Genomic DNA, 16,625 nt, shown 5'->3' with positions numbered 1-16,625 from the left:
AATTTTATAATCAGTTTTTTCACCATCGTTAATTTCTACAGCTTCATTTATCAAAGATATCATTTCTAATAAGCTTCTAAAATATCTTTTTTTATTTTGATTTTTAGTTCCAGAAATCCATTCAATTGTTCCTTGATAGGTTACATTTTGGCGAAATAATATACGAATATAAAAATTAGACTCATTTTTTTCTAAGTTTATATTATCTAATTTTTTTTTCATTTAATTCACCCCTTGTTTATTCTTATCCCTTCCTCCTATATTTACAGTATAACATATTTTTTTTAATTTCAGTCATAAAATAGTTGAAGAGAGTCATAAATTAGTCATTTTTTGAATAAATATATTTTAATGATTATATTTCAATACAATCTAAATTTACTATTATTTCCTGGGGTAAATCTTCTTTATAAAAATCTTTTCTTATTCTATTTATTATTTCCTGAATACCAAATAAATTAACTCCATTAAATAATATCAAATATTGTATTTTAGTCCATTTACATATTACATCACTATGACGTAATGTTTTTAAAAATATATTTTCCAAATATTCTATAATTTCTTGATAATCTTCTTTACTAATTTGATCAAGATCAATATTTAAAGAAACTGAAAGAATAAAAACCGGTGATTCTTCTCTTTCTTTTTTTCTAATACTAATCCAACTTAGATAATTAAATGCATTCTTGTCAACTAAACAGAGTCCTTCTTCTGAACCAAAACTATTAAGTTTTGCTTTTATAATTTTCACTTCTTCTTTTTGATCTTCTTCAGTTGGATTTATCTCCTGAAATAAGTCACTAATATGAGAAGATAATTTTATTTTATTAATAGTGAATAGATTCAAAGTATATTGATAATGTAATTTGGCTTTGTTGACTTTATTTTGTTTTAATAAAGAATTAATTAAATGATAATGAATTTCTTCTTCAAATGGTTCAATTCCTAAAGCTTCTTCACAAACTTCTTCAATTTTTGAAAAATTTTCTCTATCATTTAATTGTTCACAAATAAAATATATTTGTTCTAAGTATAAACGTCTTAAGTAAGCTCTCATTTGAATAATCCAGCTCATATCTTTATTTTCATTTAAAAAATTTCCCTTATAGATATCTATAGATTTTAAAGAATAATTTATTGCATCTTCATAATTATTTTTTTTAATATTTTTTTCACTCTTTTTGCAATAATCTTCAAATTGAATAAAGTCTACATAAAAATTACCTTCCCAGTTAAATCTATAACCGTCTTTTTCAAACACTATATATTTTTCAGGTATGTATTCTTCATTTCTTGCTAAAAGTTTTCTTAATCGATAAATCAAATTTTGAATTGCATTTTTAGCATCTATTAATTCTAAAGAAAGGTCTAATTTATCCATCAATTCTTCAGCAGTAAATATTTTTTCAGGAGAGCTAATAAGTATTTTAAAAAGATACCATAATTTATGAGATCTTACACTCTTATCAGTAACTAAAAAATCGTCCTTTTTAACTACAAACTTACCAAGCGTATAAACCTCAATTCTTTTTTCAGTCATAAATATCTCTCCTTCACAAAACATTTTTAATAATTTTAATATTCAAAATTTAAAATTAAGAAATATATTCAGAATAATTAAGTGCAGAATATCAATAAAGGAAGTGATAATTTGAATAGATAAACAATATTATTTATAATTAATTATACCATTTTCAAATAATAAAAACAATAGACATACATTAAAAAGCATAATGCAATATATATTGCATTATGCTTAAATAAAACTAATATTTTTTAGAAAAAATTATTCTATTTCTTCTAGATTCAAATCAACTTGATAATTTCCTTCTTCAAAAGTTTGTGGTTCACTTTCAGCTAAATAATCACCTGAATCTATTATATCATTTCCATTAACATCTATCCATCCAAATATAGCATAATTACCGCCAGTAATGCTTCCAATATTATAAGATCTATCTCTTAGTCCTATGCTTATTTCGACTTCCTCATTTATATTATCTCCATCTCTTTCTCCGGCAAAAATCCTAATACTTTGTACCTGATTCAAAGCCCAATAAGCATTTACCAATCCATAACCAAATTCACTATCAAACCCTGGATCTCCTAAATCAAAACTAGTTTCTCTTAAAACTTCTCTAATCTGATTTCTAGGAATACCATTTGCTAGCATTAAACCTATTAAACCGCTCACATGTGGAGTAGCCATTGAAGTTCCTTGATAATATATATATCTATAGGTTTTATTATCTCCACTACCCTCAAATGTAGTACTTAAAACTCCATCTGCATATCCATTATTATCACTATCAACAATAGTATTACCGCCTGGAGCCATTACATCAAGAGTGTCACCATAGCAGGAATAGGGTGCTCTAATAGGGGCGTTAGGACTATTAAAATCAACAGCTCCAACAGAAATAACTTCTGGATAAGCGGCAGGGTACATTGGAGAAGTAGTATTGCTATTTCCAGCTGCTGCAACTATTATTACACCAGTATTAGCTGCTTCAGTAACTGCTTCACTTATAGTTTGGCTGTCACTGGACCCACCTAAAGACATACTTATAACATCTACGGATTTAGATATTTGTGGATCATCAGTTAATCCAGCAGCATATAATATTCCCTGAGCAATATCCCAGTTTGAACCATACCCATCATCTCCCAGTACTTTTACAGGAACAACTTCTGCTTCCCACATCACCCCGGCAACTCCAAGACTATTGTTTGTATCTGCAGCTATTGTTCCGGTCACATGTGTTCCATGGCCATATTGATCATTTGTATCTGTAGACTGAGCTGGAAAATTGTATCCATCTTCTAAATCTAAATTATTTTGCAAATCAGGATGTTGACTATCTATACCTGTATCCAAAACTGCAATTCTTACTAAAGAAGAACCAGTGGTACTATCCCAAGCTTGAGGTAATCTAATTTGGGGATAATGCCATTGATAACCAAGATACTCATCATTAGGAACTGTAGAAAATGCTTGATATATATAATTTGGTTCAGCAAAACGGACTCCATTTTCAGCCTTCGCTTTTGCTATAGCTTCTTGAGCATTTTCTTCTTTTATTTTTACTAAATAACTATTTGATATTGTCTGTTGAGATTTAACTTCAAAACCTAATTTATTTAAAACTTCCTGTTGTTGACTTGCAACAACAATTCTATTAAAACCAATAATCATTTCACCTTCAATATATTCCCCCTCTTTTTCTTCAATATCTTTAGCAACAACAATTGAATCTAAACTTGAACTGCTGACAGGATTATCGTATGTTTTAGAATAGGGCCAATTGTGATTTATAGAAATATTTCCACTAATATTAATATCTCCATCACTTACGATTTCAGAAAAATTTGCTTCTACTGAATAATTACTATTCATAGTAATTGTAATTGGATTTTGACTACTAATACTGGAATCAATGTCTCCAGACCAACTAGTAAATTCCCAACCATTATCTGCTACAGCTTCTAATTCTATTTCACTACCTTCACTATAGTTGCCATTATCTTTACTACCACTTAATAATTTTTCATTTATATTTCCTCCACCATTAGTACTCCAATTGAGAGTATAATATACTGTATCTGTAGTAGATTCCACAAAATTAGCTGTTAAATTAACATCCCCATCCACTTCAATTTGGATTGGATTGTTTTCGCTATTTATATATCCTTCCCAATTGGAAAAATTCCAATTTTCTTGAGCCACTCCTTTAACTTCAATTATACTACCTCCTATTAAAAGGAGTTCTTTATCAGTAGTTGTGTTTTCTATTTTATTTATATCACTAAATTCTGAATAATCATTTCTTATTTTTTCATTAGTTTCTATTAGTTTTGTTTGGACTTCCCCCTGACCATTAATTATTAAACTAAGTGTATAATCACTTTTTACAAAAACAGCAGTAATATCTAAATTTTGATGTTTATCAATTATAATCGGATTATTATATTGTTGATTTACTGGTAATCCAAGCCAACCTAAAAAAATCCAACTTTCAGATGGCTTTGCAATAATTTCAACAACAAAACCTTCTTCAGATTTTTCATCCAGGCTATCTGTAGCAATATTTTCAGTTACCTGTCCCTCACCATCAACTGTTAATTTTAATATTTGATCTAAAGGTCTAAATATAGCTGTAATACTTATGTCACTTTCAACAACAATATCCATTGACCGTTCCAAAGTCTGAGTATAAATGTCTCCATCTTTTTCCCAGTGACTAAATCCCCATCCATCAGCTGGTGAAGCTACTAAATTAACTTCACTTCCTGAAGATGAATCAACTTCAAAGGGAGTTTTTATAATTTCTCCTTCTCCTACTACTGCAGTAGAGACACTAAATTTATCAACAGAACTTTGATCATTATCACATCCCCATACACCTAATAGCAACACAAAAACCACTATCAAGTATAAATATTTTTTCTTAACCATACTTGTCATCTCCTTATTATCATCTTCTAGGTAAATTGTACCATCAAAAACTGATTTAGTAGTCATAACTCACTCACAACTAAATTTTATTTAAGTTAGATAACTCTCTTAAAATACAAAAAACCCCCATTCATATCAAATGAATGAGGGTTTATATAAAAAATATATAAATTTATAATTTTATTAAGTTTTACTTTACCTTTTTACCTTCTTTATATACCTCAGCAACTTCATAAATATCTTCTATATCCTGGTCTGGTTTACCATCAACAACTACCATATCTGCAAGTTTACCTTCACTAATAGAACCAAGTTTATCTGTTAGTTCCATCAATTCAGCTCCACCCATTGTGGCTGCTTTAATTGCTTCAATAGGTTTCATTCCATTTTCTACCATCATTTTTATTTCAAATTTGTTTTTACCATGTTTATTAAAAGGAGTACCGGCATCTGTTCCCATAGCAATTTTTACACCAGCTTCTCTTGCTTTTTGAAAACTCTTTGCATGACTTTCTATTACTGCTTTCGATTTTTCTACTGCAAATTCAGGAACCCCCTTTTCAACTCCTGCATCTATAATCCAATAAGGTGCTGCTAAGGTAGGGACCAAAAAAACATCATTATGAACCATCAACTCTATAGCCTCATCATCAAGGAAAATACCATGTTCAATTGAATCTATACCTGCTCTTAAAGCATTCTTAATTCCCTCAACTCCCTGAGCATGAGTAGCAGTTTTTCTTTCAGCTTTATGAGCTTCAATGATAGCTGCTCTCATTTCTTCTTCTGTTAACTGAGGAGCACCTGGTTGAACACCTTCTGTCATAACTCCACCAGTAGCCATTATTTTTATTAAATCAACACCATTTTTAAGCTGTTCTCTGGCAGCTTTACGAGCTTCATGAGGACTATCTACTTCCCGGCCAAATTGATGACCGTGTCCTCCGGTCATTGTAATCAATTTTCCTGATAATTGCATTCTGGGACCTTTACTAAGTCCAGACTTAATTGCCTCATTTAGTCCCATTTCTAAATAATCAACTCCCCCCATATCTCTAATAGCTACAATACCAGCCTCAAGAGTTTTTTCCATAAAATTTGCAGCTTTTAATGTAATCATTGAAGCTGACTCTGCTTCTAGAGATCCAAAAGGATCACCTGAAGCATCAAAAAGAGAATGGATGTGGGCATCTATAAGCCCCGGTATAACTGTTTTTCCTCCAAAGTTTACAACTTCATCAAAATCATCTACATCTTTTTCAGAATTTCCAACAAAATTAAATTTATCATCTTCAACTGTAAATACTGCATCTTCTATTATTTCTTCATTTTCAACATCAACCAATCTCATATTCTTAAATAATTTTTTCATACTATCTACTCCTCTGTTTTATTTTTTATTTAACCTAACATATTCACAAATATTCCAGCCAGAACAACTGATGAAATAGTAACCGTGACAAAACCTGCCACTAACATTTTAGGTAATATATGATCTAAAATAGCTTCTTTCTCTTTTTCATTTTCACTGACAGCTTCTGCAGCTTCATGAGAAATAATATAAGTACCAGGAAAACCATAGAGTGCAGAAAAGCCAATTGACATCCCCATTTTCGCTGAAAAACCTAACAATTTACTTATTAAACCACTAACTAAAGCTATACCAACAGAACCAGCAAATAAAGTAACTGCTATTGGTACTAATAAATCTAATACTAATTCTGGAGTAGCTTTTGTAAGATTATTCATCACAATTGCCAATAAAGCCACCATTCCCAGGCCAAAAGCATTAGCTTTTTCCATTATATTCTCTTCTAAAAATCCTATTTCACGACCAATTATTCCAACTAATAAAGCCATAACAAACTTGTGAACAATTCCTCCGGTAAGAGCAGCCAATTTCAGAGCCAAAAATGCCATAATTCCCAATTTAGCCAATAATATAAATGAAGTTTGTAGATTTTCTGGTAAAGGAGGTATTACCTGATAAGCCGGTTTTTTGTTTTCTTCTTCTCCTTCAACCTGAACTTTTTCTTCCACTTCTTCTTTTTCTTCTAAATCGTTTTCTGATTTATCCATATTATTAACAACATCACTTGCTTCACTGGTTAATAAATATGAAGTTAAAGGATATCCAATAAAACCCTGAATTACAACTAGTAAAGTTGCTAAAACTGCCATATTATCAAGTCCTATAGCTGAAGCCTTCTCTGACATTATTATAGCAGCAACTATTCCTCCAGAAATAGGGGGGGCAGCTACAATTGCTGTCTGCTTACCTACAATAAAACTTGCTATTAATAATACAAATATACCTACTCCAACTACAGCTCCTAAAGCAATTAAAACTGTTTTCCATTGAGCTAATAATTCATCAATATTTAATAAAGTTCCCATATGAGTAATTAAAAATGCAACTAAAACTCCCCCAATTTTAATTAAAGCTGCATCCTGAAATATAGATTTAGGAAGTCCTAACCAAAATGAAATTAAAAATATAAAAGAACTTACAAATAACATAGACAAAAGAGCATTGGTTTTTGCTGAAAAAAGATCTCCAATTGCAAATACAATTAAAACTACCGTTAAAGCTAAAACTCCTGACATACTATCTCCTCCTTGAAAATAGTTTTACACCTAATACTTTCTGCTCAATTCTTTAATTTAATATTTTATTACTTTAATGTATTAGTGTATTGTTTGAGATTGTAACATATAAAATTTTAAATTCAAGGAAGAGAATAAAATTCATATTTTTCTTAATTTTGTTTTTTTAACTTTATATTAGCTAAATTAGCAGCTCCATAGGCTCCAACATATTGTGGTTTAGACGGTCTGTTAATCTTAAATCCTAATTCTTTTTCTAAAATTTCATAAACTCCATTATTGTGACATACTCCACCTGTCATTGTTATTTCTTTATTTAAACCAACTCTATGAACCATTCCAATCATCTTTCTAACAATCGCTTTATGTAATCCTCTTAAAATTTTTGATTTTTTTACTCCTTCAGCTACCAAACTAATAACTTCAGATTCAGCAAAGACTGTACAGGTACTTGAAATATCAGCAGGTTCATTAGATTTTAAAGATAATTCACCAATATTTTCTAAAGGTACTTCAAGATTATCTGCCATTACTTCCAAAAATCTACCTGTTCCAGCAGCACATTTGTCATTCATAATAAAATCATCTACTCTTCCACTATCATCAAGACTAATAACCTTACTATCCTGACCACCTATATCAATAATTGTTTTAGTACCTGGAAATAATTTATGAGCTCCTAAACCATGGCAGGTTATTTCAGTTACTTTTTCATCAGCAAAAGAAATATTTACTCTTCCATAACCTGTAGCTATTATGTAATTTATATCTTCTTTTTTTAAATCAAGTTCATCAAGAACTAAATCAAAAACTTCTTCAGCTCTTTTAATACTATTTGCACCTGTTTTTTGGATTTTTTCACCAATCCATTTTTGATTATCCAAAACCACAACTTTTGTTGTCCGAGAACCTACATCAATTCCTGCAGTTAGCATTACTTATTTGCCTCCTTTTTTCATATCAATCAATTCTACAAAAGCCTGTAATCTGGTTCTAAGCTGGCCTTCCTGATAATTTCTGGAATCAACTAAATCACCATGTATATTCAAAAAAGGTATATTATTCTCGTCTTTTAATTCTTTTTTTAACATTCCCATCCGACCATTATTTTGCCTGCATCCCCATTGAGAAAATCCTATTACCCCATCAATATTATAATTATTAATAAGTTCCAAAATATCATTTTTTTGTTCTTTCAATTCTCCCCAGCCAAAATGGTTTATCATTTTTTTGGCCAGACTATAATAAGGCTTATCTATATTAAGTTTTTCCCAATATAATTGATAATATTCCTCAAAAGCTATAACTGCCTTTTTTTCTCTTAAAGTAGTAAATATTTCTTGAGAATAATATGGTTTTAAATGTAGCCAGAGCAATCTATATCTTTGTTGATCTATTATTCCTTCATTATTTCTAATACGTTTTTCTAAAGTATTTGCTAACTTTTTATAAAATTTAATCCCTTTTTCACTTCCAAAAGACATAAATTCCATAGTAACTAAATTCAAAGCTCTTTCTCCAGAAAATACTACTGGATCCTTTTTTCTTAATTCATTTACCTTTTTATGATAATTATAAGCTTTATTAGATCTTTTAAAAACTTTTTCAAAATTTGGTGTAATTCCAATATCATCAATTAATTCTTTAATCTGTTTAATTAGATATTTTATTTCATTATTATAATAAGATGTTTCCAATAAATAAAATGGGACCTCATACTCCTGACTAATATGCTGCAAATACCTTTTAGCACCATCACAGAGATGAGATGAAGCTATTATATAATCCGGTTCTGGCATATATCCCTCCAGCATTAAACCTGTACCACATCTGTGAATACTACATAGATCATTATTAAACCAATCACTTTCTGCCTTATGTAAAGTTTCTGCAGCCATACCAATTTTTGAAACAAAACCAGCTGCAACTTCAGGCATAAAAGGTACTCCCCCAATACTGTAAATTAATTCACTGGGAACAAAAGTACTGCACCAAACTGTAGGTTTATTGTTATTATATGCTTTTTTGGTCTCTTCTATATTAAAAAGAAAGGCCTCTTTCATAAAACCTTCGGCCTTCCAGTGAGCAATTATTTTAGCTATCTCATAACTAAGTCCAATATTTAATGCTTTTTTGATAAAAGTTTTATTATTAAATAATTTATACATAAATTACACCTCATTATTTACAGCAATTTTTAGAGATTCTTTAAATGCTTCAATTCTGGTAGTTAATTGCCCTTTCTGACCAGCATTATATTCACCCTCTAATTTTAAAATTGGAAAATTATTTTTTTGAGCCCATTCTTTTATAAATTTGAAATCATAGCTACTCTGATCACAAAATTTGGGTATAAAATAGATTAATCCATCTGCATTTCTGTTAAAAACGAGGTCTTTTATTTCAGCCAATCTTTTATTTAAATCCATCATTCTGGGACATAATTTTTTATTTAGATATGAACTGGCTAAATTTTCCATAATATTATCATAATTTTTATCAACTTCAAAATCAAAAGTTCTTTCTCCCAGACATGAATCTAAAGCAACAACTTCCATTCCAGATTTCTCTACTTTTTTTATTAAACTTTTATCAAGTAAACAGCTACTACTTATTATAACTTTTGGGTAATAATCATTATTTTTTATTTTTGAATAATTTTTTATCTTTTTAATTGCTTTTTTTATTTTTTCTTTATCTTTTTTATAATAATTATTCTTTAAAACATTAACTAAAATAGAAAATGATGCTTTATCATTTATTAATATTTCATCTCTTAGTTTTTTCATAAGTTCTCTGGTTTCATTAAATTCCATTACTTCTTTTTCTAGTAATTTATTTTGTGAAATTTCATTTTTTAACTGCTTATCTTTATTTTTTAATAATAAGTTTTGGATTTCAATTAATTTTTCTTTATAAAAGTTAATATTAGTTTTATTTATCTTTCGTGGCACCTGTAATAAATAGGATATATTGTTTTTAATATCATATACTCTCCTCATTGCATCACAGCTATTAGCTAGAATTAATTTATCTTTTTCATCTATTATTTCAGATAAAAAAGCTCGACTATATGGACAATAATTAGTAGGGAGTAAATCTCTACCTTTACTCCCTATATTATTTGGCCAAACTCTATTTAATTGATAACCAGCTGCTGTTATGATTTCTGGAGGTATATAACTACAATTGATTTTTAATGTAGCTTTACTCATATTAACACCTCACTAAATAAATTAAAATCTGAGAGAAAGACAACTTAAACCACCATCAATTTTTCTAAATTCAGATACATCTACTGTTTTAGTTTTAAATCCTGCTTTTTCTATTGCTTTTTTAGTTTCGGGAAATCCTGCTGGTATAATAACAAAATCATTAATTCGTATGCAATTTGCAGCATAAGCTTCTTCTTTATTTACTTTAATTTTATTAAAATCAGCAAAAATATCTTTATCTGCTAATAAATCAGTAATAAGTATGGTATTATTTCCAATATAACTCATACCAGTTTTCAGATGAAGTATACCTTTAAATTCAACTATATCACCGGTATATCCATGAAAATTAAGATAAGTTAATAGCTGTTTTGCTCCTTTTTTATTAGTTCTATCAGAAATACCAATATAAAAATGATCATCTACCTGCATTATATCTCCCCCTTCCAGAGTAGCTGGAGGATCGATTTCATAAACACTATTTTTATAATATCTTTTAACCGCTTTTTTTATATCTTTTGTTTCACCTTTTCTACTATCAGCACCTGGGTTGGTTATTATAGCACATTCTTTAGTTAAAACAGCTGGGTCTTCAACAAAAGTGGAATCTGGATATTTTTCATCTGCTTTTAATACTTCTACTTTAACTCCACATTCTTTTAGGGTATTTACATATTCCTGATGTTGTTTTAAAGCCTTTTGGTAATCGGGTTTTCCAAGATCTGCAGTAGTTATCCCTTTTAAAATAGTTTTAGCAGGTTTCTTAACAATTGCATTTTTAAATTTCATATAAATCACTCCATTTTATTTAGTATTTGCTCTTCTTTCTTCAATCATTTGATCTGCTTCTTCTATCCATTCTCCAGATAGATATTTTCTTCCAACCCAGAGTCCTCGTACTGCAAAATCAACTACCAATCCAATTAAGACACCAATCAACCCAAAACCTAATATTTGGCTAAGCAAATAACTTAATCCCAATTTAAAAATTGTCTGACTAAAAACATTTCCATAAAAAGAACTTTTGGTATTACCGGCACCATTTAACATCCCGGCAAAAATACCATAAATAGTAAGGAGCGGAGCTCCTATACTTAAAGCTTTTAAGAATTTAATCCCAAAACCAATAGATTCTTTATTATCAGTGAATATTTTTATGAAAAATGGCGCACTAAAAAACAATATAACTCCAAAACTTCCAATTGTAAGAACTCCCAGCCAGAGCATAGCTCTAGTTGTTTTTTTGCTTTCATCAACTTCACCGGCACCAAGTTTTTGGCCAACCAAAATTGTAGTAACTGTATAATAAGACCTAAACAAAGGAGCAATTAACTGCTGGTGAATTCTTCTGGAGATATGATAGGCTGCAGCTGCTTCAGTACCAAACATAAGAACCAGAGAATTAAAAGGAAAAGTTATAAGACTTTGATATAATCCCTGCATAATCTTTGGCATACTTACTTTAAATAACTGGGTAATGATTGTATAATTCCAGTCTTTAGATGGTAGTTGTAAATTAAACTTTGTTTTAGGACCTATAAATAAAACTATATATATAATAGCAGATAACAGCTTTGCACTAAAAGTACCGATACCAACTCCAATAACCCCATAATCAGGGAAAGGACCAATTCCTAAAGCCAAAACTATTGAAAGCGAAATATTAACTAAATTACCTATAACTTCTACAACCATCGGTGTTTTGGTGTCACCTGTTCCCTGTAAAGCTCGGGCAGATATAATTGTCATTATTCTAAAAGGAGCAGCTGAAAACATAATAAGTAAATACTGAGCTCCTAATTTTACAACTTCTGGGGCAGCTCCTAGAATTGATATTAATTTTTCCGGTATAAGCCACCCTATAATTATAAAAGGAATACCAATAAGAAAACTGGCAAATATTGCCTGACTTAATACTTCATCTGCATTATCTTGTGCTTTTTTTGAACCTGTTCCACTTTCCTGAGAGATAAGAGATATACTTCCTGTACCTAAACCAAGTCCGATTCTTAAAATTATTCTTTCCCAAACATCACCTAATCCTACAGCTGTTACTGCTGCCGGTCCAAAAAAACCCATAAGAATCATATCAGTAGTTCGCATAGCAGTAGTAAAAATATGATTTAAAACTACTGGCCAGGCTAAAATTAATGCTTCTTTCCATACTGGAAAATATGCTACAAATACTGCCATTTATATCACACCTATTTTTTTAATATTTTTAATATACCTTTTCCTACATTCAAGATACTACTGAGAATAAGCCAACTAACTACACCTGGCATAAGATAAAAAGCAGGTAAAAAACTCATTTTTCTATTGAATACCATATCAAATATAAAGGGAATAATTATTATTAGAGAAGAGGGCATTAATAAATCTGAAATAATATCAAAATATATTTTGAATTTAGTTTTTTCTTCTATTTTCTTTTTCCATTTATTTAAATTAAATAACTGATATATATCTTTTATAATTGTTAATATCGCTATTAAAGCCAAAACTAAAAATATAGGCCCTAAAGGAATAAAATCAATTTCATCTATTTCTATATTAGGATTAATTAATATTTTTAATATATTATCTACTAACTGATTATTAGAAATTATATTATAAACAAAATGATTTTGATTTATTAATAAAATAACTCCAGTATTTTTTTCTGGAATCATTGTCATATTAGCTGAATAACTATAAAGAGAACCACCATGTTCTATTATTTTATAATCAAACTTTTCTCCAATATTCCAGCCCATTGCATATCCGGTTTCTTCATTATTCCAGGGAGTATGCATTTCTTTTAAGTAGTCAGATGATATTAATTGTTTTCCTTTATATTCACCTGTTTGTTGAAAAATAAGGTAATTGGCCATATCATTGGCTGTAGATATAATAAAACCAGAGGGAAGTGAATGTTGCTTAAATTCTTCCTCTTTTTTTATTGGAAAAGAAAAAAAGCTCAAATGCCCTTCAGGTATTTTTTCTTCAATTACTTCTTTATTTAAATAGGTATTTTTCATTTCAAGAGGATCTAAAATATTTTCTTTAATATAATTTTCATAACTCTGATTAGAAACTTTTTCAATTATTAGACCTAAAATATTATAATTCGGATTAAAATAATTGAATTTTTCACCAGGTTGAAAACTTAACTTCATCCCCTGAAGGTCTTTAACCCCTTCTTCAATAGATAAATTTCCAGGTAAAGAAGTCAAATATTCTTCTTCAGTCATCCCACTTCTATGATGCAAAAGATGGCGTATAGTTATCTCACCTTCAAAGTTTATTTTATCCACATCAAAAAACGATAAATATTTTCCTACAGGATCATCAAGATTTATTTTTTCTTCTTCAACTAATTGCATAATAGCTAAAGAGGTAAAAGATTTACTGATTGATCCTATATATAAAGGAGTATCAGGAGCTATTTCTATTTCATTGTCACCAGTAGATTTTTCAAATCCTTTGCTATAAATCACTTCACCATCTTTTACAGCTGATACTGCTATTCCAGGAATACGATTTTTTTCAATAGCATTATTTATAACTAAATCAAGCTTATTATTAATGTTGTCATTAGCAGATACTATTGAATTAACATTCTGATAAAAAATCCCTCCTAAAATTATTAACAATATAAGTAAAATAAACACAAAGACTTTTCTCAATTCATTTTCCTCCTAAAACTTAATTTTTCATAACAAATCCTGTTAAATTAAATACCCGATATATATCTTTTAAACGCATTTTTTAATTTCTCTTCACCGGTAGCTAGTAAATAATCGAATTCACGATTTAAATCTTCAGATTCAACACCGAGTTCATTCCAAAAATTCCTTTTAAAATCTTTATAATTAAAATTACCTTTTGATTTATCCCTGGCCATTTTTTCAAACTGCTGCATTAAAATATTCTTTTTATTAAATTTATGTATCCTATTTATTCCATCATGTTTAAAATTTTGTTCTTCACAATTATTTAATTTCTGCAAATAGTCAAGATTACCATTAATATCTTTTTTATTTACTATACCTGAATGAGAAGCAATATATCTTTTGGGCTGTATATTTTTTAAATATTTTAATGTTTTAATAAAACCATCTAAATCTTCCCAAAATATCATAGGAATAGGTGTTTCAACTAAATCTCCAACATAAACTGTAGAATCTTTTTTATCAATACAAATCGCTGAATCGATTGTGTGACCTGGAGCATAAACAAATTCTATTTCATCATCTGCAAAATATAACCTATCTACAAAAGTTAAATTAGGTTGAGCTAACTTTACTTCTCCGTTTTTAAAATCGTTTTTCATTTCAAGGTCATATTCACCTCTAATTTTAAATCTATCTAAGGCTGACTGATGGGCAATAATCAAATTATCAGCAAATACACCATTTCCCCAAATATGATCATAATCAGAATGGGAATTAAAAATAACCAGTTCTTTATCTTGATACCCTTTATCATTAATATAGTCTTTGACTACCTGCATTGATTTATTACCTAAATGAGTATCACATAAATAAAGTCTTTTATCACCTTTAATTAAATAAACTAAATTCTGATCTTCATATTGAAAAATAACTCCTCTTTGTCCTATTTCCTTTATTTCTTTTAACATAACTATTACCTCCATGATTTAAAATTAGATTTGTTAAAAAAATTATATCATTAATTGAATTATATAACAATTTATAAAAAAAAAGACCTCAGGTTTTATCCTGAGATCATTTCAAATTAACTAATCTGCTATTTATTTTTTATTCATCTTCAAATAAATATTTGAATTCTTCATATCCTCTTTCTTCTAACTTATCAGCAGGTATAAATTCTAATGCTGCAGAATTTATACAATATCTTAATCCAGTTGGTTCAGGGCCATCTTTAAAGACATGACCTAAATGAGAATCAGCTTTTTTACTTCTTACTTCAGTCCTTGCCATAAATAGACTTTTATCTTTTTTTTCTACAATATTTTCTTCAACTAATGGTTTGGTAAAACTCGGCCAACCTGATCCAGAACTATACTTATCAGTTGAACTAAAAAGAGGTTCTCCAGAAACTACATCAACATAAATTCCTGCTTCTTTATTATCCCAATATTTGTTGTTAAAAGCAGGTTCTGTAGCATCTAATTGAGTTACCTTGTATTGAAGTTCAGTTAATTTTTCTAATAACTCTTCCTTTTTATCTTCTTCTAAAATTTCTACTTCATCAGCACTTTTAGTAACACAACTGGTACTACAGTCAATTTCAGCTTCATCTATACCATAGATATCAAGTAATTCTTTTTGTAATTCTTCAGTTAATCCCAATTTACCTATTTCATTTAAAAGTTGTTCTTTACTTCCTTTTTTACCAAGGTAACCATTAACCCTGGCAACTGCTGTAGAATCAATAAATTCTCTTACAGAGTAAAGATCTAGATAGTGATTTTTAAATTTTCTGTGTTGTTGTAAATAATATTTTTGATGATAGGTCTCTGCAAGAAAAAATTCTTGATAATCATTTATTTCTGTTTGTATTTCTTTTCCAGAATTATCTTCCAGTTCTCTTTTTACTTCAAGTATAGTATTAAACTGTTCTTCATCATGATAAAGAATCATAGAATAATACTGTCTTGAATACGATTGTCGATAAGGATTGTGATTTTCAAAAAAGTAATCCAAAAGTTCTTTATATGATATTAGATTAGGATTATAATCAACTTCTACTACTTCAGTATGATCACCTATATTCTGATAAGTTGGACTTTCACTTACGCCACCGGCGTAACCTACTCGGGTTCTTACTACCCCTTTTAAAGCTCCAAAGGCAGCATCCGAGCCCCAAAATCAACCAAGGCCAAATGTAGCTGTATCAATTTTATCAACATTTTTCATTTCTTTATCTAATTCTGTTTGAAATTGAGCGTTTACTGAACCTAATGGTATCAAAATGAGTAGACTTAAAATTGTAAATACTATTATATAATTCACTTGCAATCCCTCCTTTTATCTTTATTGTATTGCATGTTTATATTTTACTAATAATAGTTACTAATTGCAAGTAAATTAATTACAATTTTGCTTTATTGTTTTAATCAATCACTGCCTTCACCGTGAGCATAACGACTGGCAGCTGCAGAAGCAATTCCTGCCACTATATCATCCAAAAATGTATTTACTTCTCCACCTTTTTTGGTATCAAGCTCTTTAATTATTCCCATTTTTTCTTTATCTAAATAACCATAACTGGTAAGACCTATAGTTCCATACAAGTTAACAATAGAAAGTGGAATTATTTCATCAATACCATATAATCCTTCATCTGTATCAATTATATTTTGCAATGGTTCTGGA

General features: G+C 29.2%; 15 protein-coding genes and 1 pseudogene. All 16 read right to left on the bottom strand.

What is annotated here, in order from left to right; genetic code table 11:
- The coding region (locus VJ881_06805; protein HKL75760.1) for a hypothetical protein at window positions 1–222 on the bottom strand (222 nt) is incomplete at its 3' end.
- A gap of 133 nt (window positions 223–355) precedes the next feature.
- The gene (locus VJ881_06800) at window positions 356–1,543 is read right to left on the bottom strand and encodes a BTAD domain-containing putative transcriptional regulator (protein HKL75759.1); all 1,188 of its coding nucleotides are present in this window, start codon (window positions 1,541–1,543) and stop codon (window positions 356–358) included.
- 246 nt (window positions 1,544–1,789) lie between these two features.
- On the bottom strand, window positions 1,790–4,525 hold the full coding sequence (locus VJ881_06795) for a S8 family serine peptidase (protein HKL75758.1): 2,736 nt from the start codon (window positions 4,523–4,525) through the stop codon (window positions 1,790–1,792).
- A 124-nt stretch (window positions 4,526–4,649) separates the two neighbouring features.
- The gene (locus VJ881_06790; protein HKL75757.1) at window positions 4,650–5,831 is read right to left on the bottom strand and encodes an amidohydrolase family protein; all 1,182 of its coding nucleotides are present in this window, start codon (window positions 5,829–5,831) and stop codon (window positions 4,650–4,652) included.
- A gap of 29 nt (window positions 5,832–5,860) precedes the next feature.
- Window positions 5,861–7,066, bottom strand: coding sequence for a hypothetical protein (locus VJ881_06785; GenBank protein HKL75756.1), 1,206 nt, complete (start codon window positions 7,064–7,066; stop codon window positions 5,861–5,863).
- 152 nt (window positions 7,067–7,218) lie between these two features.
- Window positions 7,219–8,001, bottom strand: coding sequence for an acyl-CoA dehydratase activase (locus VJ881_06780; GenBank protein HKL75755.1), 783 nt, complete (start codon window positions 7,999–8,001; stop codon window positions 7,219–7,221).
- Between the two features lie 3 nt (window positions 8,002–8,004).
- Window positions 8,005–9,234: a 2-hydroxyacyl-CoA dehydratase family protein gene (locus VJ881_06775; protein HKL75754.1), complete on the bottom strand. Its 1,230-nt coding sequence runs from the start codon at window positions 9,232–9,234 to the stop codon at window positions 8,005–8,007.
- Window positions 9,235–9,237: 3 nt separating this feature from the next.
- Window positions 9,238–10,281 (bottom strand): 2-hydroxyacyl-CoA dehydratase family protein, encoded by a 1,044-nt coding sequence (locus VJ881_06770; protein HKL75753.1) that lies wholly within the window; start codon window positions 10,279–10,281, stop codon window positions 9,238–9,240.
- 21 nt (window positions 10,282–10,302) lie between these two features.
- Window positions 10,303–11,070, bottom strand: coding sequence for an arginine deiminase family protein (locus VJ881_06765; GenBank protein HKL75752.1), 768 nt, complete (start codon window positions 11,068–11,070; stop codon window positions 10,303–10,305).
- A gap of 15 nt (window positions 11,071–11,085) precedes the next feature.
- On the bottom strand, window positions 11,086–12,474 hold the full coding sequence (locus VJ881_06760; GenBank protein HKL75751.1) for an MATE family efflux transporter: 1,389 nt from the start codon (window positions 12,472–12,474) through the stop codon (window positions 11,086–11,088).
- An 11-nt stretch (window positions 12,475–12,485) separates the two neighbouring features.
- On the bottom strand, window positions 12,486–13,949 hold the full coding sequence (locus VJ881_06755) for a serine hydrolase domain-containing protein (protein ID HKL75750.1): 1,464 nt from the start codon (window positions 13,947–13,949) through the stop codon (window positions 12,486–12,488).
- A gap of 47 nt (window positions 13,950–13,996) precedes the next feature.
- Window positions 13,997–14,905, bottom strand: coding sequence for an MBL fold metallo-hydrolase (locus tag VJ881_06750; protein HKL75749.1), 909 nt, complete (start codon window positions 14,903–14,905; stop codon window positions 13,997–13,999).
- Between the two features lie 139 nt (window positions 14,906–15,044).
- A complete protein-coding gene (gene msrB / locus VJ881_06745) occupies window positions 15,045–15,599 on the bottom strand; it encodes a peptide-methionine (R)-S-oxide reductase MsrB (protein HKL75748.1) in 555 nt (184 codons plus the stop codon).
- A gap of 135 nt (window positions 15,600–15,734) precedes the next feature.
- Window positions 15,735–16,106, bottom strand: a pseudogene (locus VJ881_06740) (peptide-methionine (S)-S-oxide reductase).
- A gap of 12 nt (window positions 16,107–16,118) precedes the next feature.
- The gene (locus tag VJ881_06735) at window positions 16,119–16,262 is read right to left on the bottom strand and encodes a hypothetical protein (protein HKL75747.1); all 144 of its coding nucleotides are present in this window, start codon (window positions 16,260–16,262) and stop codon (window positions 16,119–16,121) included.
- A 104-nt stretch (window positions 16,263–16,366) separates the two neighbouring features.
- The coding region (locus VJ881_06730; protein HKL75746.1) for a phosphatidylglycerophosphatase A at window positions 16,367–16,625 on the bottom strand (259 nt) is incomplete at its 5' end.

It is taken from the genome of Halanaerobiales bacterium (assembly GCA_035270125.1).
Taxonomy (GTDB): domain Bacteria; phylum Bacillota; class Halanaerobiia; order Halanaerobiales; family DATFIM01; genus DATFIM01.
The sequence above is the reverse complement of the archived record's forward strand: the minus strand, read 5'-3'. Positions and strand labels throughout refer to the sequence as shown.